This window comes from Betaproteobacteria bacterium (assembly GCA_016713305.1).
In the GTDB taxonomy this organism is placed as follows: Bacteria; Pseudomonadota; Gammaproteobacteria; order Burkholderiales.
In genome coordinates this window covers 397,501-419,101 of sequence record JADJPK010000007.1, presented here as the reverse complement: position 1 = coordinate 419,101, position 21,601 = coordinate 397,501, and the positions used below count along the sequence as shown (strand labels likewise).

At 62.5% G+C, this 21,601-nt stretch carries 19 protein-coding genes, 2 rRNA genes and 2 pseudogenes (1 of these 23 cut by a window edge); 7 read left to right on the top strand and 16 right to left on the bottom strand.

The genetic code is table 11. From position 1 onward, the window contains the following. Window positions 1-2 precede the first annotated feature (2 nt). On the top strand, window positions 3-566 hold the full coding sequence (locus IPK20_10055) for an NAD(P)H-dependent oxidoreductase (protein MBK8017002.1): 564 nt from the start codon (window positions 3-5) through the stop codon (window positions 564-566). 70 nt (window positions 567-636) lie between these two features. Here the strand turns inward: IPK20_10055 and IPK20_10050 are convergent, their stop codons facing one another. Beyond that, window positions 637-1,275, bottom strand: a complete 639-nt coding sequence (locus tag IPK20_10050) for a carbonic anhydrase (protein MBK8017001.1) — start codon at window positions 1,273-1,275, stop codon at window positions 637-639. Between the two features lie 371 nt (window positions 1,276-1,646). Between IPK20_10050 and IPK20_10045 the strand changes: the two genes are divergently transcribed. From IPK20_10045 to IPK20_10020, 6 genes and pseudogenes are all read left to right on the top strand, one after another. Next, window positions 1,647-2,888, top strand: a complete 1,242-nt coding sequence (locus IPK20_10045) for an RNA polymerase sigma factor (protein ID MBK8017000.1) — start codon at window positions 1,647-1,649, stop codon at window positions 2,886-2,888. Then, window positions 2,885-3,247, top strand: coding sequence for a YciI family protein (locus IPK20_10040; GenBank protein MBK8016999.1), 363 nt, complete (start codon window positions 2,885-2,887; stop codon window positions 3,245-3,247). The genes IPK20_10045 and IPK20_10040 overlap by 4 nt, the downstream gene beginning before the upstream one ends. Before the next feature lie 137 nt (window positions 3,248-3,384). Further along, window positions 3,385-3,681, top strand: coding sequence for a hypothetical protein (locus IPK20_10035; protein ID MBK8016998.1), 297 nt, complete (start codon window positions 3,385-3,387; stop codon window positions 3,679-3,681). 13 nt (window positions 3,682-3,694) lie between these two features. After that, a pseudogene (locus IPK20_10030) lies at window positions 3,695-4,070 on the top strand (hypothetical protein). Window positions 4,071-4,158: 88 nt separating this feature from the next. Then, on the top strand, window positions 4,159-4,572 hold the full coding sequence (locus IPK20_10025; GenBank protein MBK8016997.1) for a VOC family protein: 414 nt from the start codon (window positions 4,159-4,161) through the stop codon (window positions 4,570-4,572). A gap of 17 nt (window positions 4,573-4,589) precedes the next feature. Then, on the top strand, window positions 4,590-5,009 hold the full coding sequence (locus IPK20_10020; protein MBK8016996.1) for a YciI family protein: 420 nt from the start codon (window positions 4,590-4,592) through the stop codon (window positions 5,007-5,009). 41 nt (window positions 5,010-5,050) lie between these two features. Here IPK20_10020 and IPK20_10015 read toward each other — a convergent pair whose 3' ends face one another. From IPK20_10015 to IPK20_09945, 15 genes and pseudogenes are all read right to left on the bottom strand, one after another. Continuing rightward, complete coding sequence (locus IPK20_10015; protein MBK8016995.1) at window positions 5,051-6,487, bottom strand: amidase; 1,437 nt, start codon at window positions 6,485-6,487, stop codon at window positions 5,051-5,053. Between the two features lie 121 nt (window positions 6,488-6,608). Then, on the bottom strand, window positions 6,609-8,876 hold the full coding sequence (locus tag IPK20_10010; GenBank protein ID MBK8016994.1) for a xanthine dehydrogenase family protein molybdopterin-binding subunit: 2,268 nt from the start codon (window positions 8,874-8,876) through the stop codon (window positions 6,609-6,611). A gap of 20 nt (window positions 8,877-8,896) precedes the next feature. Continuing rightward, window positions 8,897-9,067, bottom strand: a complete 171-nt coding sequence (locus IPK20_10005) for a twin-arginine translocation signal domain-containing protein (protein ID MBK8016993.1) — start codon at window positions 9,065-9,067, stop codon at window positions 8,897-8,899. Beyond that, a complete protein-coding gene (locus IPK20_10000; GenBank protein MBK8016992.1) occupies window positions 9,060-9,530 on the bottom strand; it encodes a (2Fe-2S)-binding protein in 471 nt (156 codons plus the stop codon). The genes IPK20_10005 and IPK20_10000 overlap by 8 nt, the downstream gene beginning before the upstream one ends. Before the next feature lie 157 nt (window positions 9,531-9,687). Further along, entirely contained in the window at window positions 9,688-10,794 is a 1,107-nt protein-coding gene (locus IPK20_09995) for a TRAP transporter substrate-binding protein (GenBank protein ID MBK8016991.1), read from the bottom strand. A gap of 4 nt (window positions 10,795-10,798) precedes the next feature. Further along, window positions 10,799-12,237 (bottom strand): annotated as a pseudogene (locus IPK20_09990) (TRAP transporter large permease subunit). Beyond that, window positions 12,237-12,803 (bottom strand): TRAP transporter small permease subunit, encoded by a 567-nt coding sequence (locus tag IPK20_09985; GenBank protein ID MBK8016990.1) that lies wholly within the window; start codon window positions 12,801-12,803, stop codon window positions 12,237-12,239. The pseudogene IPK20_09990 and the gene IPK20_09985 overlap by 1 nt, the downstream one beginning before the upstream one ends. A gap of 381 nt (window positions 12,804-13,184) precedes the next feature. After that, entirely contained in the window at window positions 13,185-13,868 is a 684-nt protein-coding gene (locus tag IPK20_09980; protein MBK8016989.1) for a response regulator transcription factor, read from the bottom strand. Window positions 13,869-13,887: 19 nt separating this feature from the next. After that, window positions 13,888-15,207, bottom strand: coding sequence for a sensor histidine kinase (locus IPK20_09975; protein MBK8016988.1), 1,320 nt, complete (start codon window positions 15,205-15,207; stop codon window positions 13,888-13,890). A 126-nt stretch (window positions 15,208-15,333) separates the two neighbouring features. Continuing rightward, on the bottom strand, window positions 15,334-16,215 hold the full coding sequence (locus IPK20_09970; GenBank protein ID MBK8016987.1) for a TauD/TfdA family dioxygenase: 882 nt from the start codon (window positions 16,213-16,215) through the stop codon (window positions 15,334-15,336). A gap of 24 nt (window positions 16,216-16,239) precedes the next feature. Continuing rightward, entirely contained in the window at window positions 16,240-17,040 is an 801-nt protein-coding gene (locus IPK20_09965; protein ID MBK8016986.1) for a phytanoyl-CoA dioxygenase family protein, read from the bottom strand. A 99-nt stretch (window positions 17,041-17,139) separates the two neighbouring features. Beyond that, on the bottom strand, window positions 17,140-17,805 hold the full coding sequence (locus tag IPK20_09960) for a GntR family transcriptional regulator (GenBank protein ID MBK8016985.1): 666 nt from the start codon (window positions 17,803-17,805) through the stop codon (window positions 17,140-17,142). Window positions 17,806-18,048: 243 nt separating this feature from the next. Then, window positions 18,049-19,137, bottom strand: a complete 1,089-nt coding sequence (locus tag IPK20_09955; GenBank protein MBK8016984.1) for a glycerol dehydrogenase — start codon at window positions 19,135-19,137, stop codon at window positions 18,049-18,051. Window positions 19,138-19,648: 511 nt separating this feature from the next. Further along, window positions 19,649-19,761: ribosomal RNA gene (gene rrf, locus IPK20_09950) — 5S ribosomal RNA — on the bottom strand. A 122-nt stretch (window positions 19,762-19,883) separates the two neighbouring features. Next, window positions 19,884-21,601: ribosomal RNA gene (locus tag IPK20_09945) — 23S ribosomal RNA — on the bottom strand (it continues 1,167 nt past the right edge of the window).

Sequence of the window (21,601 nt, the reverse complement as noted above, 5' to 3'; positions counted from 1 at the left end):
GCATGGCAACGATCATCGACGTCGCAGTTCTCGTGGGAAGTCTTCGCCGTGAATCGCTTAATCGAAGGATGGCATTCGCACTGAAGAAATTCTCCCCCGAGGGACTCGAACTGAACGTGATCGAAATCCGAGACCTGCCGTTATACGATCAGGACGACGATGCCAGTCCACCGGAAAGATCCGTGACCTTCAAGCAAACGATTCGCGATTGTGATGCGGCGCTCTTCATCACCCCGGAGTACAACCGTTCCATCCCGGGCGTACTCAAGAACGCGATCGATATCGCCTCAAGGCCTTATGGCGACAGCGCGTGGGAGGGCAAGCCTGCCGGCGTGGTGAGCGTCTCGCCAGGAGCGATCGGCGGCTTCGGTGCCAATCATCATCTCCGTCAGTGTCTCGTCTTCCTGAACATGCCGGTTCTGGCGCAGCCCGAAGCCTACATCGGAAACGCGGGTGACCTCTTCGATGAACATGGCGGTATCTCGAAGCCTGACACCGAGAAGCTCCTGCGGACGTTCATGGAATCCTTTCTGCAATGGATACAGGCGGTGCGCAACGTCGGCTGACCCGGCTGCGCCCACGGAACGCTCCGGTCCACGGGCTGCATGCTCGGACATGCTCGAGAGTCCGGTCCGATCAGACCGGGCTGCCGATATCCTGCAGTCCATCGAAGAATTCCACCGCGCCCGTCTCCAGCGAGTATTCGGCGCCGACCACGCGCAACCCTTCCCGCTGAATCAGAAGTTCGAGCACTTCCGATCCGTGACGAAGATGGTTGGCCGAGGCGCGGATGTTTGCCCGTACAGCGCGTTCGACCAAAGCCTGCGGGTCGTTCCTGAGTTCCGTCTCCAGTAGCGATGCGACGGAGGGTCGGATGCGGTCCACGATGGAATACACGTTGCGCGACTGCTCCGACGTGGGCTGCGAGAGCTCCTCGATGGTGGCCTGGATGGCTCCACATTGCGTATGGCCGAGTACGACGACCAATCGGGTGCCGAATCGCGAAGCTGCGAACTCGACGCTGCCCACCTGGGAGGGTGCCACGATGTTGCCGGCAACACGAATGACGAACAGGTCGCCCAGCCCCTGGTCGAAGATGATCTCGGCGGGTACCCGCGAGTCGGAACATCCGAGAATGATCGCGAACGGCCTTTGTGCTGCGACGACAGCGGAACGCCGCTTCGCGCCAGGCACGTCTTCGTTGCGGGGCGCGTCCGATAGATAACGGGCATTGCCCTCTCGCAGTCGTTCGAGGGCTTCCTGGGCATTGATCATGGCGAATGAACCGGGTGATGAACGAAGCAGGACTCGCCGGTTCGGCCAAGACGTCGTGCAACCGGAGTCCCCTACACATGCTGCAGGTCGGTGGCCGCAGCGTCAACCAAGGCGTCGGTCCATGTGGGCACGACCGCCCACCCCGCCGCGCCTCCTTCCCTCTTGTGCTGTCTCGTGCGACACCACAAACGGCTTGCTCCCGCCAGCCAGGCAGAGTCCGGCCGGGCGAGTGAAGGTCCCAGCCGCTGGAAAGACTTCCACCCGGCACTGCGCCAGGGGCCCGTAGACATCGTTCGCGTGGGCGCCCGCTACACTTCGCTATTCCTGAATGCACGGCTGACGCCATGCGCACCGCACCCGACGTCTCGCACATGAACGTAGATCCATCGGATCCAAGCACGAACGTCGATGGCAGACATCCCGATGCGATTGATGCCATCTATCGAAGCGAGTCGCGCCGCGTGCTCGCGACGCTGATCCGCCTCCTCGGTGACTTCGACCTGGCGGAGGAAGCGCTGCACGACGCCTTCCGGGCCGCGATGGAACAATGGCCACGGGAAGGCATGCCGGCCAACCCCCGGGCCTGGCTGGTCTCGGCCGGCCGCTTCAAGGCCATCGATGGCATCCGGCGCCGTGCGCGCGTCTCCCACTTCGACGATGTTGCGATGGATGCTGACGCGATCGCCGACGACCGCACATCGCCGGAGCCCGACGAGATCGAGGACGACCGCCTCAGGCTGATCTTCACCTGCTGCCACCCCGCTCTGCTGCCCGAGGCGCGTGTCGCGCTCACGCTGCGCGAGGTGTGTGGCCTCACCACCGAAGAGATTGCTCGCGCTTTCATGGTGCCGGCGCCTACGCTGGCGCAACGCATCGTCCGCGCCAAGTCGAAAATCCGCGAGGCGAGGATCCCTTACCGGGTCCCGGAACCGGACGAACTTCCGGCGCGGCTGGAGAGCGTTCTGCAGGTCGTCTATCTCGTGTTCAACGAAGGCTATGCCGCGTCATCCGGCGAAACGCTGACGCGCTCGGACCTGTCGGGCGAAGCCATCCGGCTCGCGCGCCTGCTGCGCGAGATGCTTCCCGAGGCGGAAGTGACCGGGCTGCTGGCGCTGATGCTCCTGCACGAATCCCGCCGGGCGGCGCGCACGACGCCGGGCGGGGAACTGGTGCTCATGGCCGACCAGGATCGCGCTGTCTGGGATCGGGAGCTGATCCGGGAAGGAACGGGTCTCGTCGAGGAGGCCCTGCGCTCTCGACGTTTCGGACCCTATGGCCTGCAAGCTGCGATTTCAGCCGTGCATGCGGAGGCCCCCTCGGCCGAGGCAACCGACTGGGCGCAGATTGTAGGCTTGTACGACGTGCTGCTGAGGATGACTCCCTCGCCGGTGGTGGAACTGAACAGGTCCGTGGCGCTGTCCATGTGGGCAGGCCCTGCCGCAGGCCTCGCCGTCGTGGATTCGTTGCTGACCGGCGGCCAGCTTGGCCAGTATCACCTCGCGCACTCGGCCCGAGCGGACATGCCGGTGCTTTTTCATGTCGAAGCGCGCACGTTCCGTTCGACCAGTGTTCGCACGCGGCGCTTTCGCATCAACCATGGAGACTATCGATGAAGTATCTGTGCCTGGTGTACTACGAGGAGGACAAGGTCTATTCGATGGGGGCCGAGGACTGGAAGTCGCTCGTCCGGGAATGCATGAGCTTCGGCGATCGTGTCCGTGACGCCGGTCACTTCATCGGTGGAGAAGCCCTGCTCCCCGTCTCCACCAGTAAGACGGTGCGCGTGCGGGATGGCAAGGCGGTGGTGACCGACGGCCCTTTTGCGGAGACGCGCGAGCAACTGGCCGGCTTCTATCTTCTCGAGGCGCGTGACCTGAACGAGGCCATTCGGGTGGCCTCGGGCATTCCGCCGGCTCGGCTGGGCAGCATCGAGGTTCGTCCCATTCGCAGCCTCGACCAGGAACTCGAGTGAAATTCCCGGACGACATCTCGATTTCCGTTCTGGACGTTCGACCAAGGACATCGGATGCGACAGATCTGGTGAAACACATGCGATATGTCTGCCTCGTGTACCGGCCCGGCCCGGAAGCTGGAATACAGAGAACCCCTGTGACGAATGTCAAGGAGGAACGGCTGTCAGAAGTGGAACGGCTCCTGGCAGCGACGCCCGCCGGGCCCGATCTCGCGTTCACCTTCACCCGCTCGGGCGGGGTGCTGGAACCACGGACCGGTCCGGCAGAACCCGGACATGCGTCGCTGGTTGCACTCCACGTCGTCGAAGCCGGCACTGTGGCACAGACGGTGTCGTTCGCCTGCTCGCTTCTCGATCGCAGTGGCGACTGCGTGGAGATACGTCCGACCCGTCCCGCCCGCGAAGACCTGCCGGGACGGATTCCCAACCCCTGATTCGGAGTGTTCGATGAAGTACTTGTGCCTTGCCTACTACGCCACGGGGAAGTTCGACGCCCTTGTCACCTGCCGAACTGCAGACACTCGTCAGCCAGTGCCCTGCGCGGGACAAAGCTTTGCACGCTACCGGCGCACTGATGCTCAGCGCATCCCTGGGCGACACCAAGGAAACCCGCCGCATACGTCCGAAGAACGGTTGGCCCGCCGTCACGGATGGACCCTTCGTCGAAACGCGCGAACAAGTGGGCGGATTCTTCGTCATCGAGGCAGAGTCCATGGAGGGCGCGCTGCGCATCGCCTCCGAACACCCTGCCGCAACACTGGGAGAGTCGGTCGGCTGGGGCATCGAAGTGCGCCCCATCGACTTCTTCGAACTCAGCGCCTGAAGATCGCCTCGACCACCCGCACGAACGATCGGCAGTCATCAAATGCACCCTCCCTCGATTGCGTCTTCGACGCCAAAAGGAGCAGATCATGAAGATTCAGCCTTACCTCTTCTTCGACGGCCGTTGTGACGAGGCCATCGCGTTCTACCGCGAAGCCCTTGGGGCGAAGGTCGTGATGGTGATGCGCTTCAGCGAAAGCCCCGATCCGCCTCCGCCGGGCATGCTTCCGCCCGGAGCGGAGAACAAGATCATGCACGCCGAACTCGATGTAGAGGGCACGCCGTTGATGATGTCGGACGGCGACTGTCAGGGAGGCACCCGCTTCAAGGGCGTGTCCTTGTCCATCGCGCTGCCGGATGCATCGCGCGCGCAGACATTGTTCGACGCCCTCGCCAAAGGTGGACAGATCATCATGCCGCTCGGCAAGACCTTCTGGTCGCCGTGCTTCGGCATGCTGACCGACCGCTTCGGGCTCGGGTGGATGATCAACGTGGCGGCATGACGGCGAGGAGAAGAATGATGCGGTTCATGATGCTGATGATTCCCAAGGGCTACGAAGCGGCCGCGCCCGGAACGATGCCGGAGGCCGAGGCCGTGGCAGCGATGATGAAATACAACGAAGAACTGCAGAAGGCAGGGGTGTTGCTGACGCTCGACGGCCTGCATCCGCCCTCGATGGGCGCGCGCGTGTCTTTCATCGGTGGCAAGCCTGTCGTGACGGATGGACCGTTTCCGGAAGCCAGGGAGGTGCTGGGTGGCTACTGGATGATCCGCGTGAACTCGCGCGAGGAGGCCATCGAGTGGGCGAGCAAGTGCCCCGCGTCGGACAACGAGATCATCGAGGTCCGGCAGGTGCAGGAATTCGAGGACTTCCCCGAGGACGTGCAACAGGCGGCCGCGGGCTTCTCCGAAATGCAGGCGGCCGCCCGGCCTGGCTGAGACGACGGTGTTCCGGGCGCCTCGCATCAGGCGCCCTCCCTTCAGACGCCGGTGGTGGCATGCCCCATGGAAGCGCGCCGCTGGGGCAAGGAAGGCCGTCGAAACGGGTGCCGGGCCTCGTAGGCGCGGGCCGCTCGGATGACCTTGGCGTCTTCGAACTTGGCGGCCACCCATTGCATCGCCACGGGGAGACCGTTGGCGGCAAATCCGCAGGGGATCGTGGCCGCAGGCTGTTGGGATAGATTGAACGGGTAAGTGAAAGGCGACCACTCCCACCAGCGGGTCATGCCGCGATCCGGCGGCACCTCGCAATTGACCGCGAACGCCGTGGTAGCGAGTTGGGGGGTGACCAGAAGATCGTACCGATGGCATAGCTGGTTCAATCGCCGGCCAAGCGTTTCGCGGCGGCGCTCAAGTGCCCGGTATTCGAGCGCGGAAAGCGTGAAGCCTTGCGCGGAAAGATCCAGCAAGGCAGGTTCGACCAATGCACGCCGATCACCCGGCATGGGCTCCACGGCCATCGCCAGTGCGACGGACCACATGGGCTGCATGATGTCGATCGGGTCGTCCAACGCGAGATCGATTTCCTCCACGTGCGCGCCTAGGCTCGCCATCCCCTCCACCGCAGCGTCCACGCATCCTGCGACGTCCGCATCGACACGCGCGTAGCCGAGCGTGCGGCTGTAGCCGATTCTCAAACCGCGCAGTCCGTCGTCCCGTGATTCGAGATAGTCGACACTCAACGGAGGCGCCGCATAGAAGTCGCGATCGTCCGGGCGGCTGATCACGTTCAGCATCAGCGCGGCATCGTCCACGGTGCGCGCAATGGGGCCCTGATGCCACAGTGTCCAGGGTGGCGGATGGGGATGCACCGGGACGACTCCGAACGTGGGCTTGAAGCCGAACATGCCGCAGAAACCTGCAGGGATGCGGATGGAACCGCCTCCATCGGTGGCCACGTGCAGCACACCCATCCCGAATGCCGCGGCCACTGCCGCACCGCCGGAGCTTCCCCCGGGGGTGAGCCTGCTGTCCCAGGGATTGCGTGTCACTCCCGTCAGCGGACTGTCGGTGACACCCTTCCAGCCGAATTCGGGTGTGGTGGTCTTGCCCAGGATCACCGCACCTTGTTCACGCAGCCGCGCCACCGAGGCACTATCTTCCTCCCAGGGTGGATCGGAAACGACGGCGCGCGACCCTCGTCGAGTGGGCCACCCCTTGCACAGCAGCAGATCCTTGACCGTGGTCGGCAATCCATCGGTGAGCCCCAGCGGCTCTCCCCGGAACCAGCGCTGTTCGGATTCGAACGCGGCGTCCAGCGCCTCTTCCGCGCCCACCCAGGCGAACGCGTTGTATTCCGGTTGCAGAAGGGAGATGCGATCGAGCGCGGCCTGGGTGACTTCGACCGGAGAAAGCGTCCTGCGACGATAGTGTTCGAGCAGATCGCGCGCGGACAGTGAAAGGATGTCGTCGCTCATCGTTGCGGCCTCGCGGTGGCATCGAAGAAAACGAGTGCGGGCCCGCGGCCCGCACTCCAACCGGAAGGAACCAGGGAAAGTCCGAACCGCACGGCCCCACGCGCGCGGTCCGGAAACCTCCTTACGTCTTCTTCGCCTTGATTGCCTCGAGCACTGCTTCCGCCGTGATCGGCATGTGACGCACCCGCGCCCCCACCGCATTGAAGATCGCGTTCGCCACGGCGGGCGCCACCACGGTGGAAGCAGGTTCTCCCACACCCACGGGGTGCCGTCCCGACTCGATCAGTTCGATGTCGAAATCCGGTACGTCCACCTGCCGGATCGGCCGGTACTCGTGGTAGTTCGTCTGCTCGATGGCACCGTTGCGGTACGTAAGACGCTCGGACATCACCTGACTCGCGCCCCAAAGGGCCGACCCCATGATCTGGGCCCGCACGTTGTCGGGGTTGATGGCGATCCCCATGTCCATCGCAATGGTCAGCTTGTTGATGCGGTATCTGCCGGTGGCCGGATCGACCGTCACTTCCGCGACGCCCGCCACCCAGGTCGGACTCTGCCGTTCCTCCGCCGATGAAAGAGCGATACCCATCGCGGTATTGGGCGGCAGTTTCTTGACACCCCAGCCGGCCTTGCCCGCCGCCACTCGAAGACAGTTGGCGAGCCGCAAAGCACCGCCGACGGTGCCCGACTCGTACGCCGGCCAGCTTCCGTCCTTGGGCCACGGCAGCGATATCCAGAGCTGATCCATGTAGTAGTCGGACGGCGTACCCGCGGGATAGCCGGTGTTGGGAATGCCGCGGTTGCCGCCCTTGCCATTGAGGATCGAAAGGCGGAACTCCACCGGGTCACGGCCCGCAGCGTGCGCGATCTCGTCCATGAAGGACTCGACGACGAACATGTTGTACGAGTTGGACACCGTGCGCAGCGCGCTTGCCTGCACCGCCCAGGTGGTGCGATCGCTGTTCCATGCCCGCACCCGGTGGTTGGGTACGTGATACCAGTGATCGCTGCCGCCGATGGACCATTGGTCGATGTCCGCCTTCTTGCCATCCACGGAATCGAGTTGCAGCCAATCCGTGCCGTTGTTGAACTGCTTGCCGACGGCGAACCTGGGGCCCATCCAGCCGCACACGATATCGTGGTTGATCGCGGTGACCTGACCGTCCTTCACACCCGCAGCAAGCCTGTGGAACGTGGGCGTGCGGGGAAACGACGTGGCGAACTGTGATTCCCGGGTGTGGATGAGCTTCACGGGCCGCCCCAGCTCCTTCACGCAATACGCCGCAGCGAGCGCGTCGTCGTAGTCCTGCTTTCCGCCGAAACCGCCGCCCACGAGGTACTGATGGACGTATACCTTGAGGTCTTCGGCCTTCTTGCCGAGAACCTTCGACAGGTAGGCGGTGAGCGTCATGCGCAGGAACGAGGTGCTCTGCGTACCGATGTGCACGTGCCAGCTGTCATCGGACGCGTGCTGCACGACACAGTTGATGGGCTCCATGAACGCGTGGCACACCATGTCGCTCGTGTACTCCGCCTCCAGGCGCTTGTCGGCGGCCGGCAGCGCGGCATCGACATCACCTTCCAGCACCCACGCGGCGCTCTCCTCGGCGTGCTTCGACTTCTCGGAGAACTCCTCCATGATGTCGCTCAGGCTGAGGTTCCCGTAGGGACCCGGATCGGATTCGATCTTGAGCGCCTTCGCCGCTCTCATCGCCGCGGGGAAGGTCTCGGCCAGCGCGACCACCCAGCCGGTGCACTTGCCCATGGAGTCGTCGATCTTCACGGCCTTGAGGAAGCCGGGGATCTTGCGGGCCTCGGTGTCGTCGACCTTCAGGACCTTGGCGCCATACCGCGATCGCGGAATGGCAAGCGCGCCGTAAGCCATGCCCGGCAGGAAGACATCCATGCCGTACTTGGCCTGACCGTTCGTCTTGGCCGGAATGTCCAAAGCGGCGACGGACTTGCCGATGATGCGGTACTGGCTGCGGTCCTTGAGCTTGACCTTCCGGAAGTCATCGGGATACGAGAACTTCCGCTCCAGCTTCACCTTCTGGAGGATCTCCCCATAGCCCACCGAGCGTCCGCTCGCCTTGTCATGGACGCGACCTTCCAGGGCGTAACAGTCGGCAATCCTGGCCCCCAGAACCTTGCAGCCCGCTTCCGTCAGCGCGATGCGGCCCAGCGCGCCAGCGCGAGCGACGCGGTCGAATTCCGTGGTCACGCTGCCGCTGTTCACGGTGTAGGCGAGACCGTAGATGCCGAAGTTCTCTGCGCTTTCCAGCGGCATGTCCAGCCGGACCTTGTCCCAGGGCACTTCAAGTTCTTCAGCGATGATCTGCGCCAGTGCCGTTCCGATGTGTTGACCCATCTCCGCCTTGACGATGTGCATCGTCGTCACACCATCCGGCGTCATCGTGAACCAGATGGCGGGTGTGTAGGCGGGGTGGCCAGCGCAGCCTGAGCATCCCGGGTCCCGAGCGCAGGCGGCAGGGCGATGCTCAGGAAAGCGGCACCCGAGAGGGTGGCCGATCGCACAAGGAAGTCGCGACGCGACGGCGTCACAGGGGTGTCGTCAGGCATTGCGGCTCTCCTTCATGAGTTTCGCGGCGCGCTTCACGGCACCGACGATGCGCGGATAGGTGGCGCAACGGCACAGATTGCCGTTCATGCCCTCGACAATCTCCTTGTCCGTGGGATTCGGATTCTGCGAGAGCAGCGCTGCCGCCTGCATGATCTGTCCCGACTGGCAGTAGCCGCACTGGGGAACCTGGATCTCCACCCAGGCCTGCTGGACAGGGTGCGCATTCGCCGGATGGAGGCCCTCGATGGTGGTCACGGCCCCTGCCCCGACATCTCCTGCCTTGATCTGACAGGAACGCACGGCCTGACCGTTGATGTGCACGGTGCAGGACCCGCACAGGCCCATGCCGCAGCCGTATCGAGTACCTGTCAGCCGCAGCTCCTCGCGCAACACCCAGAGCAGAGGGGTGTCGGGCGGCGAGTCGGACAATCGACTCTGACCATTGACGCTCAAGTTCATCATGGATGGTTCTCCTTTGAAAAACTCCAGGGACCGGTGATGACGGCGGTCGCGAGCCGAATGCCGCCACCAACGATGAAATACCCGATGAAACACCCGTGACATCGTTCCTTCCGGACACCCGGCATCCGGCTCGACGAAGGGTCTGAGGGATGCGTTCTCATGCCGGAGGAAGCTTCTGGCTGGCCATGAAGTTATTGAAGGTGGCCTCGGACATCCGATACCACTGTGTCTGCTCATAGCGGAACTTGCGCCACGAAAGCAGGAACTTCTTGAATACGGGGTTGCGCGACGCTTCCTCGTCGTAGAGCGCCTCCGCGGCGGCGTGCGCAGCGACCAGGACGTCCTTGGGATAGGGATGCAGACGAACGCCGTGACTCACGAGACGCGCGAGCGCCTGTGGATTCCGCGCATCGTAGGCGGCGACCATGCGCACATTCGCTTCGGCTGAAGCCACTTCGAACGCTTCGCGATAGGCTCCCGGCAGAGCATTCCAATGCTGCAGATTGACGATGAACGAGATGCAGGAACTGCCTTCCCACCAACCCGGGAAGTAGTAGTGCGGCGCGACGCGATAGAAGCCGAGCTTCTCGTCATCGTAGGGCCCGACCCATTCCGCGGCGTCTATGGTTCCCTTTTCCAGGGCAGGATAGATATCCGCGCCCGGAATGGTCTGAGGAACCGCGCCGAGCCTTGCCATGATCTCACCGGCGATTCCGGGGATACGCACCTTGAGGCCCCTGAAGTCGGCAAGGCTGCCGATCTCGCGCCGGTACCATCCTCCCATCTGGGCGCCAGAGTTTCCGGCAGGAAACAGGATGCAGCCGTGCTCGCGGTACAGTTCACGGACCAGTTGGAGCCCGCCTCCCTGATACATCCACGCGTTGTGCTGTCTCGAGTTCAGGCCAAACGGCATCGCGGCATCGAACGCGAACGCCTTGTTCTTGCCGATGTAGTAGAACCCCTGAGTCTGACCGCACTCCACCGTGCCTTGCTGGCAGGCATCGAGAACCTGCAGCCCCGGAACGATCTCGCCTGCCGCGAAGACGCGGATTTCGAAGCCGCCGTTGGTCAGAGCGCGAACGCGTTGTGCAAGCATCTCTGCTGCGCCGAAGATGTTGTCCAGGCTCTTCGGGAAACTCGACGCCATCCGCCAGCGCACCCTCGGCTCACCGTCCCCCCGAGCGGACCCGCTCAGCGCAAGCGCCGCGGTTCCCACGGACCCGCAGGCGAGAAATCGGCGGCGTTCCCGCGATTGCGCACTCATGACCCTATTGCCCCCCGCCGTTCCCGTCCGGCTTCAGCTCGAAGATCGTCGGCGGATATTCCGGGTTGTCCAGGAAAGCGGGCGTGCCCTGGGAGGACTCGACCGGATCGAACGTCTGCAGGCGCGGTTTCGCAATTCCGGGAAAGGCGATGAGGAGCGCCACCATGGCAATCTGGATGACCACGAAGGAATGGCCCCAAGGTAGATGTCGCTCGTGCGCACAGACTTCGGTGCCACGCTGCGCAGATAGAACAGGGCGAATCCGAACGGAGGATGCATGAACGACGTCTGCATGTTTACCGCCAGCAGGACACCGAACCAGACAAGGTCGATTCCCAGCTTGTCGGCGACAGGTGCCAGCAGTGGCACGAGAATGAACGCAAGCTCGAAGTAGTCGAGGAAGAAGGCCAGCACGAACACCAGCAGGTTCACGGCCACGAGAAATCCGATCGCTCCGCCGGGAAGCGCCGTGAGCATTCCCTCGACCCAGAGGTCGCCGTTGACGCCGCGGAAGACGAGGCCGAAGACCGTGGACCCGATCAGGATGAACATCACGAAGCACGACAGCCTGACGGTGCCGTCCATCGCGGAACGCAACATCGTGGTGTCGAGCCGGCCCCTGGCGAACGCCAGCACAAGAGCACCGCAGGCGCCCATCGCACCGCCTTCCGTAGGCGTCGCCACCCCGAGAAAGATGGTGCCGAGCACCAGAAAGATGAGAACGAGAGGCGGGATCAGGGAACTGAGGATCCGCACGACCATGGCGCGTCCGGCGCTCTGGCGAGCCTCCCGAGGAAGTGCGGGCGCGGCCATCGGATGCACGATAGACATCACGAACACATGCAGGGCGTAGCAGCCGGTGAGCAGCAGCCCGGGGACCAGCGCCCCGCTGTACAGGTCTCCGATAGGTCTTCCGAGCTGATCGGCCATGACGATCAGCACCAGGGACGGAGGAATGATCTGAGCGAGCGTACCCGAGGCGGCGATCACGCCGGTGGCCAGCCGCCGGTCGTACCCGTAGCGCATCATGACCGGAAGCGAGATCAGCCCCATGGAGATGACGGATGCCGCCACGATTCCGGTTGTCGCCGCCAACAGTGCCCCCACGAAGATGACGGCGTACGCGAGGCCCCCGCGAAGCGGACCGAACAACTGACCGATGGTTTCCAGCAGGTCCTCGGCCATGGCGCTGCGCTCGAGGATGAGACCCATGAAGGTGAAGAAGGGGATCGCCAGCAGAGTCTCGTTCTGCATGATGCCGTAGATGCGCTGGGGCAACGCCTGCAGCAGTTCGACTCGCAACAGTCCTGCCTCGATGCCCACGAATCCAAAGGCCAGCCCCACCGCGGCGAGTGCGAAGGCGACCGGATAGCCGAGCAGCAGGACCAGCACCAGTCCGCCGAACATGAGCGGACCTACCCAGACGGCGATCCATTCGGCCATCACCGTTTCGCATCGACATCGGGGCGCCGCTCGGGCGAAGACGCGAAGACCGCGTCATCCGACAACTGTCCACGCAGGGCTGCGGTGGCCTTGATCGTTTGGGCCACCCCCTGCAACAGGAGGAGCGCAAAGCCTGCCGGGATCAGCAACTTCACCGGCCACACGGGGAGGCCACCCGCGTTGAGCGAGACCTCCCGATTGGCGAACGCGTCGAGAAAGTATGGCCAGGAGTAATAGAGAACGAGGGATACGAACGGAACCAGGAGGAACACTGTCCCGATGACTTCCAGCCGGAGCCGGGTCCGTAGACTCAACCGCGCGGTGATGAGGTCGATGCGCACATGCCCGTTGCGCTGGAGCGTGGCGCCGGCTGCGAGCAGAAAGACGGCGGCGTAGAGGTACCACTGCGCCTCGAGAAACGCATTGGAACTCAAGTTGAAGGCCTTCCGCGAAACTGCGTTCCCGGCGCTCACCAGCGACATGACCAACACAAGCCAACTCACGGCTTGGGCGACCCGCGCATTGAGCTCATCGACGATCCGGGCGAACCCGAGCCAGAACGTCATCGCCTTCCGCCTCCCGCCGTGTCCAGGATTCCGCGCGCACCCACGTTCGATCGCACGGGATCACGCCAATGGCACAGCACCATCGATGCCCGCGTCTCGGTTTCCCGCCGGAACGGAAAAGGCCTTTGGCATCAGGCGCGATGCCGCCGAGGACGATCGACATGGTGCTCTCCTCGAGGGCGAACGCCGGTTGTCCTGCGCCGGCACGGTGCAGGAGTGCCGGCCATGACGTCGCGTGAACACCCCCCGAAGCAGAAAGGATTGTGCGCCGCGAGAACTCCGCTCACATCGCGCAGAAGGAGGATTGCCCGTGACCGGATGGAGTCAGAAGGCCCTCCCTCTTTCGAGGGAGGGACGCTCGAACACGGCCTCGAGTCCCTGTCAGAACTTCACGAGGCCTCGCTTGGCCGCAAGTGCGATCGCCTCGGCCCGGCTGGTGACGTCGAGCTTTGCGAACAGACTCTTGAGATGAGTCTTCACGGTGCTCTCAGAAATTCCGAGCGACAACCCGACGCCGCGATTGCTCAACCCTTCGGCAACGAGCTTGAGAATCTGCTCCTCTCTCTCGGTGAGCGTCTCTTCCTGGACCCGATTGACAAGCCGCGCGGCGATCTTGGGCTGGAGATAGGCTTCTCCCGCGAACACCGATCGGATGCAACGGAACAGCTCGTCCGGCTCGGCGTCCTTCAGGAGATACGCCTTCGCGCCAGCCCTCAGACCGGAGTAGATGTCCTCGTCGTGATCGAAGGTGGTGAGCACGATGATGTTGGCCTTCGGATCGGCCGTCCGAATCTGGCGGATGGCTGTCACGCCTTCCATGCGCGGCATGCGCAGATCCATGAGAACCACGTCGGGCCGCAGTTCCTGCCATAGCCGTACCGCCACCTCTCCGTCGTCTGCTTCACCCACGACTGCCATGTCTTCCTCCATGTCGAGGATGGCCGCGAGGCCTCGTCTGACGAGGACATGGTCCTCCGCGATGAGGAGGCGTATTGGATCCGACGGCGTGGCGTGCCTCGCATCCGTCGATTTCTCCACGGTACGAACCTGGCGTGTGGTGGGCATTCGCGCGTTCTCCCGCTGCTCAGGAATGGACGCTCGCACCGATGGGCACTCGCGTGATGACATGGGTTCCGCCCGACGGTGGGCACTCGATGGTCAGGACACCTCCGATGCGGGCCGCGCGTTCCCTCATGCCGACAAGACCGAATCCATCTCGACGGGTCGAGGAATCGAATCCGGCTCCGTCGTCGTTGACACTCAGCGATATCGATCGCGGACCATAGTCCAGCACGATCTCCACGCTCGACGCGCGCGCATGCTTGAGTACATTCGTGATGCATTCCTGGGCGATACGCAGCAGTTCCGCCTCCACTTCCGCGGGCGTCACGAGGCGATCGCCGGTAATGAGCGCGCGGCCGGACGCCCCGCTCGCCTCCAGCCGCTCGACCTGTTGCTCCAGCGCCCGTGAGAAGTCGAGCCGCGTGAAGGATTCGGGCCGCAACGAACTCACCGACTGCCGCGCTTCGTCCAGGCAGGATTGCGCCAGGCTCCGCGCATGGTGAAGATGGCTGGTGGCCAGATCGGACCGTTCCTTTCGCAGCGCGCGGCTCGCAGCTTCCAGATTGACCAGTACGCCGGTGAATCCCTGGGCGAGCGTGTCGTGGATGTCCCGGGCAATGCGATTGCGTTCCTGAAGAATGGCCGCCTGCCGCGCACGCTCCCCCAGGCGCGCCATGTGCACCGCCAAGGTGGCCTGGCTCGCCAGGGCTTCCGCCAGAGGGGTCGTCTTCTCGACCTCCCTCGGATCGGCACGTGTGCTGCGCACACAGATCCACCCGACCGTTTCGTTGCCGAACATCATGGGAACGGTGAGCAGGATACGCACCCCAAGCGAGTTGATATAGGCGCGATTGACCTCCGGCATTCCCGCGACCTGCTGCTGCATCACGTAGGTCTCGGCGCGCATGGTGGGAAAGGTAGAGACCCCGCGTCCTCCGATAGGAAGCGGACACAAGACCGCGGGATGATGCGACTCGTGCGCTGGAATGATCCTGGAGTCGAGGTACTCCAGATGGAGGCGGACATTGCCCGTGTCCGGATCGGGAAACCACAGGGTGCCGCCAACGCCGTCGATCTGCTCGACCGTGACTCTCAGCACGTGGCCCAGGAACCGGTCGATGTCAGGTTCCGTCGCCAGGAATCCCACGGATTCGATGAGCATCTGGGCCTGGCTGCGGGCCCGCTGTTCGGAGCGCCTGTGCAGTTCGGCATCCTGCTTCAGGACGCGGTTGGCCTCCTCCAGCGCCTGAACCTGCGAACGCAACGCGGCAGTCCGGGTGCGTGTGCCTTCCAGCGATTGCCGGCGCAACCGGTATGAAGGCTCCCTGCGCCCGCCGTTCATTGTGTGCTCGCCTCGCTGCCACGATTCATCGATGCGCATTTAGTATGCGCCGGAATTCCGCGGCCGGAAAAGCAGTGCACCGAAGAACGACTTGGCCCGGACTCCCCCGGCCGGAGAGCCGTCGGCTCAGGCAGCCTGCTGCAGGGTCGGAGCGCAGTCCTCGAGCGTCAGGCGACGCATGTCCCGCTTGAACGTCCTGTCGTCGAACGGCCGCGCACGGTGCATCGTGCATCGGTTGTCCCACATCACCAGGTCGTGCAGGCGCCACGGGTGGCTGTAGACGAATTGACGTTGAGTTGCGTGTTCGGTCAGTTCACGAATCAGGACCATGGCCTCCGGGCGCGGCCAGTCGTGAATGGTGCCGATGTGCGACGAAAGATAGATGCTCCGGCGCCCCGAACCCGGATGGCGGCGCACGAGCCGCTGCGGAACAGGTGCGAACTCGTGCAATTCCGCCTCCGTGAAGTCATCGAAGCCGAGCAAAGCACGCGAATAGATGAGGGAATGGTCGCAGACGAGCGGCGTGATCAGCGTCTGCGTGGATTCGGGCAAGGCGTCCCAGGCTGCGCGCATGGCCGCGAACTCGGTATTGCCGCCGCTAGGCGGAACCACGCGCGCATGGAGCATGGAATGCTTCGCGGGCGTAGCCTTGAAGCTGCTGTCGCTATGCCACAGCAGATTGCCCAGATTGAACATCCTCCGTCGATCGCTGCGCTCCAGAATCGTCCCGTCGACATCGAGATTCGAGATGTCGACCATCTGCTTGTGCTTCAGACGGTGAATGTGGGAGCTGACGACCGCCGGCGTCGGCTCGAGCGGACCCAGCGCCGAGGCAAATGCCAGTTGCTGATCGTCGTCGATCTGCTGGTTCCTGAACACCAGCACTGCATACTCGTTCATCGCTTCCTCGATGTCCGCCAATACGGCATCGCTGGGAACTCGGCGAAGATCCACCCCGGTGACTTCCGCGCCGAACAAGGGATGCAGAGGATTGAGCTGCAGATTCATGGAGGCTCCGGTCCGAGGCAGGTATCAGGAGGTGACGCCCATAAAGGTATCGGCGCCCGGAACCAATGGCGTGGTCCGAACGGAACGCACGTACTCGGGGCGAGGATTGGGAACGTCAAGCGGCGGGTTGTCACAGCGGTTGTAGACGTAGTACACGTGCCATCGGTCGTGTCGGGACAGGTTGTGTCCTGACGCGTGCAGGATGTTGCAGTGAAAGAACACCACATCCCCCGGCTTCCCGACGATGGGCACCGGTTCCGGATACCGCTCCATGGCGCGGATCAGATCCGGCTTTGGCACTACCCACAGCTTGTAGGACGTGGTGCGATCGTCCATCTCCGACGCCATGTCGCCCACGTTCTGGCTCCGCGGTATGAAATACAGGCAGCCGTTGAATTCGGTCGCCGGATCGAGCATGACCAGAGCCGTCAGCATGTCCGGACGAGCGATGCCGTCCCTTTTCCATGCGCCGTAGTCTTGATGCCACTGCCACACGGACCCGTCTATCGCCGACTTGAGGTTGCACTTCGTGTGATGGATGTAGAGCGCCTCGGTGCCCAGCAGCTCCTGCGCCGCCCGCAAGAGGCGCGGCCCCCGGGCAACAGAGTGGAACACGGGCGAGGCAGTGGGACTTTCGGCATCGTGAACACGGTAGATCGTCTTGGCTGTACCGCCTTGGCGTTCTCGCACCAGGTGATCCGTATCGATCGATTGGACACGCGTCAGTTCGCCTTTCATCGCATCGATTTCTCGCGCGGTGAACAACTGCGGAACGACAACGAAACCCTCGGTGCGGTAGCGTGAAATTTGTTCCGGCGTGAGCATGGAGCGTCCGAAAGGATCTGGAAACGGGTGTTCTCTGGGAAAAGCTGGATTGATTCTGGCGCAGGAATAGTATGCCAGTCCGATTCCAGTCTCAATGCCTCAACCGGGCAGCGTCCGCTTTGCGAATGCGACTCCCTCATCGATCAGAACATCGCAGGCCCGTGCCGCGCTGTCTTCGTCGCCTGAAGCCACCGCCCGCGCCAGCGCGCTGTGCAGTACCGCCGTGGACTGACCGGACAAACGATCGTGATGATGAAAGAACCAGAAGCGCCGTGTGAGCGAATGGAGGGAGAGGACAGCATCCGCGGCAATGTCGTTATGCGCTGCTCTGGCCACCAGAGAATTCATTTCGGCGTCGAGCCTGAGAAACGCCTTGAGATCGTCGTTGCCGGGTCCGATGACGTCGAAACGATCCGCCAGCAGCGCGATCCCCTGCCTCTCGGACGTGCTCGCCCTGCGGGCCGCAAGGCGCGCGATCAGCCGATCCAATTCTCGGCGGGTCTCCAGGACCTGGAGTTGCTGCTGGACGTCGATGGCTGTGATGACGACTCCGCGCCGCGGGAAGATGCGCACCAAGTACTCTCTCGAAAGTCGCTGAAGAGCTTCCCGGATAGGCGTGGTGCCGATACCGATCAGCGAACTCAGGATCGATTCGGAAACCACGCTGCCTGGTGCCAATTCCAGCGTGACGATGAGTTCCTCGAGGCGACGATGCGCCTGTTCGTTCAGAGTGACTTCGTCCGCTGCGCCGTCAAGAAGATTCATGAATGGGGTCGTCCTCCATCGGCCTTACCGGACGACTCCGGCCTCGGTCGCGCGAGGATCCGGAGGTTCCGTAGTCAAGTCCCGCGGGAATGCTGGTGAAGTCCGACCATACCAAGATGCGGACGAGAATAGGACGTCTCCCGAAAAGTCTCAGGTAGGCGCGGTGATGCGCCATGGATCGAAGGACTGCTGGAGGGCACATTCTCGCCTGCCGCTTGCCCACCCGCTGGGCTGGCCGATCTGTCAGCCACCTCTGCCGAATCGATCCGCCTTCTCTATGGCAGCCGCCAAGGCGCTTTCGCTACTCGGCGGCACCATGTTCTGCACGTACGCCGCACGAGCCCAGGAGACCTGGGCAATCGTCGGAATCACTGAAGCGGGATCGCCCTCGTAGCCCAGATCACGGAGCGAGAGAGGAAGTCCCACCCGGCGGTAGAACTCCGCCATATCCTCGACGAAAGACGCTGGACGACCTTCCGCAACCAGCTGGACCATGAGACCGAACGCTACCTGTTCTCCATGCAGCGCGCGACCCGTTTCCGGTACTGCGGACAAGCCTCTGGTCATGGCGTGCGAAATCGAGAGCCCTCCATTCTCGAAGGCGAGGCCCGACAGAAGAATCGTTGCCTCTACCGTCCTCTCGAAGTCCTCATTGCCTTGCCCTGCGCGTATGGCCAGGAGCGCAGCCTCGGCGTGTTGCCGGATCGCCCCGTAACAAGCGTCGGCAAGAACCGCTGCGACGTAGGGAGGCTGGCCCCCGTAAAAGTTCTCGCCCCCCGCTGCAAAACATTGCGCAGCCTCGAACTTCTTGGAAATGGCATCTCCGATACCCGACACGAAGAATCGTTCAGGTGCACGAAGGATGATGGACGTATCAACCAGAATCACGTCCGGGTTGACCTTCAATCGACGCACTTCACGCAGTACATGATGTTCGTCGTAAACGATGGAGAGCCGACTCGTCGGCGAGTCGTTCGAAGCGATCGTGGGCACGATCACCAAGCGCGCTCCGGTTGCGATGCAAGCCCCTTTCGCAGCGTCGATCGCCTTTCCCCCACCCACACCCACAATCACCTGTGCCTTCGCTGCAGAGGCTTCCACACTCAATCGATCTATCTCGGCGGCAGTGCACTCTCCACCGAACGCAGCGAATGACATTTCCAGATCCGATGCGCGCAGAGTTGTCCTGATACGTTCACCCAGCAGCGACCGGACCATATCATCGGCGACCACGATGACACTCCGGCCGTACGCGGCAACCTCCGTCCCAAGACGTTCCACCAAACCCTCTCCCTGGAGATAACGATTCGGGGCGCCGAAGATGCGAAGCATGTGATGGTCTCCTGTGGATGCGAACGAGATCGTCCGACGAAACACGGTAGTTGGCGATGGTCCGACTTCGGAAGGTCCGACGTGAACGGTCCCACAGGGACTACGGATCGAATCGCGCAGGAACTTGCGTCAAAGCCCCGGTCACCACAGCGTTCTCCGTCGCACTCATACCAGTCACCCTATTCGACCTGCCGACCACTGTAGAGGAGTGGATCGAGTGCGGCTTTCCTGGGAGACCGAAGGCCATTCATCGCCCCGCCGAGAAAAACGACTGGCGAATCGGGTTCCGACGAGCCCCCGCTCGGCAGGCAGAATCTAACACCGAGACAGCGTTCGATACCGTGCTGCTAAGCGCTTGTGTCGTTGAAGGTGGGGTAAGAGGCGTTCTGGATAGGGGGTGTGATGGGGTGAGGTTTGGGCGGAGTGGGATGGTGGAGGGGTGGCTGAAGTTGTGGCAATAGAAACGCCAATGCCCCGTCGAAGGGATCGACGGGGCATTGTGTTTTGGGGAGCCTTGCGGTGACCTACTTTCGCACGGGTTGCCGCACTATCATCGGCGCAGTCTCGTTTCACGCTCCTGTTCGGGATGGGAAGGGGTGGGACCAAGACGCTATGGCCGCAAGGCAAAGCTTGGATGTCGTGGTGTCGCCAAGCGGCTGGATCACGACATGCGATGGGGAAGAAGTGTCTGGGTTGCAGAGTGTTTCGCTTGTGGCTGCAAGATCGGGCCTTTCATTCAAGGCTATAGGATCAAGCCGTACGGGCAATTAGTACGCCTTAGCTCAACGTGTTACCACGCTTGCACACGGCGCCTATCAACGTTGTGGTCTTCAACGACCCTTCAAGGAGCTCAAGGCTCCGGGAAGTCTCATCTTGAGGCAAGTTTCCGCTTAGATGCTTTCAGCGGTTATCTCTTCCGAGCTTAGCTACCCGGCAATACGACTGGCGTCATAACCGGTACACCAGAGGCTCGTCCACTCCGGTCCTCTCGTACTAGGAGCAGCCCCCCTCAAACTTCCAACGCCCACGGCAGATAGGGACCAAACTGTCTCACGACGTTTTAAACCCAGCTCACGTACCACTTTAAATGGCGAACAGCCATACCCTTGGGACCGGCTACAGCCCCAGGATGTGATGAGCCGACATCGAGGTGCCAAACTCCCCGTCGATGTGAACTCTTGGGAGGAATCAGCCTGTTATCCCCGGCGTACCTTTTATCCGTTGAGCGATGGCCCTTCCATTCAGAACCACCGGATCACTATGACCTACTTTCGTAGCTGCTCGACTTGTCAGTCTCGCAGTCAAGCACGCTTTTGCCATTGCACTTTCAGCGCGATGTCCGACCGCGCCAAGCGTACCTTCGCACTCCTCCGTTACACTTTGGGAGGAGACCGCCCCAGTCAAACTGCCTACCATGCACTGTCCCCAAGCCCGATTCAGGGGCCCAAGGTTAGAACCGCAATGACATCAGGGTGGTATTTCAACGTCGGCTCCAGGCGATCTAGCAACCGCCCTTCAACGCCTCCCACCTATCCTACACAGATCCCATCACAGTCCAATGCAAAGCTACAGTAAAGGTGCACGGGGTCTTTCCGTCTAGCCGCGGGTAGATTGCATCATCACAAACATTTCAACTTCGCTGAGTCTCGGGTGGAGACAGTGTGGCCATCGTTACGCCATTCGTGCAGGTCGGAACTTACCCGACAAGGAATTTCGCTACCTTAGGACCGTTATAGTTACGGCCGCCGTTTACCGGGGCTTCGATCAAGAGCTTGCACCCCATCACTTAACCTTCCGGCACCGGGCAGGCGTCACACCCTATACGTCGATTCATCATCTTTGCAGAGTGCTGTGTTTTTATTAAACAGTCGCAGCCACCAGTTCACTGCAACCCCATCGGCCTTCGTCCGCAAGGGACTACAACCTACCGGGGCGCACCTTCTCCCGAAGTTACGGTGCCAATTTGCCGAGTTCCTTCACCCGAGTTCTCTCAAGCGCCTTAGGATTCTCACCCTGCCCACCTGTGTCGGTTTGCGGTACGGTCAACGTACAACTGAAGCTTAGAGGCTTTTCCTGGAAGCGGGGTATCAGTCACTTCAGTCTCAATGAGACCTCGTCATCACCTCTCGGCTTAGCCACGCGGATTTGCCTACGCAGCATGCCTACAGGCTTAAACCGGGACATCCAACACCCGGCTGACCTAACCTTCTTCGTCCCCCCATCGCATTGCACGTTGGTACAGGAATATTGACCTGTTTCCCATCAGCTACGGCTTTCGCCCTCACCTTAGGGGCCGACTCACCCTGCGCCGATGAACGTTGCGCAGGAAACCTTGGGCTTTCGGCGACAGGCGCTTTTCACGCTGTTTATCGCTACTCGTGTCAGCATTCTCACTTCCGATACCTCCAGCATCCCTCACGGAACACCTTCACAGGCCTACGGAACGCTCTCCTACCGCGCACAT

Bases quoted from the DNA above. Each gene is read 5' to 3' on its own strand.
- IPK20_10055 (MBK8017002.1), top strand. From the start codon at position 3: ATGGCAACGATCATCGACGTCGCAGTTCTCGTGGGAAGTCTTCGCCGT.
- IPK20_10050 (MBK8017001.1), bottom strand. From the start codon at position 1,275: ATGATCAATGCCCAGGAAGCCCTCGAACGACTGCGAGAGGGCAATGCC.
- IPK20_10045 (MBK8017000.1), top strand. From the start codon at position 1,647: ATGAACGTAGATCCATCGGATCCAAGCACGAACGTCGATGGCAGACAT.
- IPK20_10040 (MBK8016999.1), top strand. From the start codon at position 2,885: ATGAAGTATCTGTGCCTGGTGTACTACGAGGAGGACAAGGTCTATTCG.
- IPK20_10025 (MBK8016997.1), top strand. From the start codon at position 4,159: ATGAAGATTCAGCCTTACCTCTTCTTCGACGGCCGTTGTGACGAGGCC.
- IPK20_10020 (MBK8016996.1), top strand. From the start codon at position 4,590: ATGCGGTTCATGATGCTGATGATTCCCAAGGGCTACGAAGCGGCCGCG.
- IPK20_10015 (MBK8016995.1), bottom strand. From the start codon at position 6,487: ATGAGCGACGACATCCTTTCACTGTCCGCGCGCGATCTGCTCGAACAC.
- IPK20_10010 (MBK8016994.1), bottom strand. From the start codon at position 8,876: ATGCACATCGTCAAGGCGGAGATGGGTCAACACATCGGAACGGCACTG.
- IPK20_10005 (MBK8016993.1), bottom strand. From the start codon at position 9,067: ATGCCTGACGACACCCCTGTGACGCCGTCGCGTCGCGACTTCCTTGTG.
- IPK20_10000 (MBK8016992.1), bottom strand. From the start codon at position 9,530: ATGATGAACTTGAGCGTCAATGGTCAGAGTCGATTGTCCGACTCGCCG.
- IPK20_09995 (MBK8016991.1), bottom strand. From the start codon at position 10,794: ATGAGTGCGCAATCGCGGGAACGCCGCCGATTTCTCGCCTGCGGGTCC.
- IPK20_09985 (MBK8016990.1), bottom strand. From the start codon at position 12,803: ATGACGTTCTGGCTCGGGTTCGCCCGGATCGTCGATGAGCTCAATGCG.
- IPK20_09980 (MBK8016989.1), bottom strand. From the start codon at position 13,868: ATGCCCACCACACGCCAGGTTCGTACCGTGGAGAAATCGACGGATGCG.
- IPK20_09975 (MBK8016988.1), bottom strand. From the start codon at position 15,207: ATGAACGGCGGGCGCAGGGAGCCTTCATACCGGTTGCGCCGGCAATCG.
- IPK20_09970 (MBK8016987.1), bottom strand. From the start codon at position 16,215: ATGAATCTGCAGCTCAATCCTCTGCATCCCTTGTTCGGCGCGGAAGTC.
- IPK20_09965 (MBK8016986.1), bottom strand. From the start codon at position 17,040: ATGCTCACGCCGGAACAAATTTCACGCTACCGCACCGAGGGTTTCGTT.
- IPK20_09960 (MBK8016985.1), bottom strand. From the start codon at position 17,805: ATGAATCTTCTTGACGGCGCAGCGGACGAAGTCACTCTGAACGAACAG.
- IPK20_09955 (MBK8016984.1), bottom strand. From the start codon at position 19,137: ATGCTTCGCATCTTCGGCGCCCCGAATCGTTATCTCCAGGGAGAGGGT.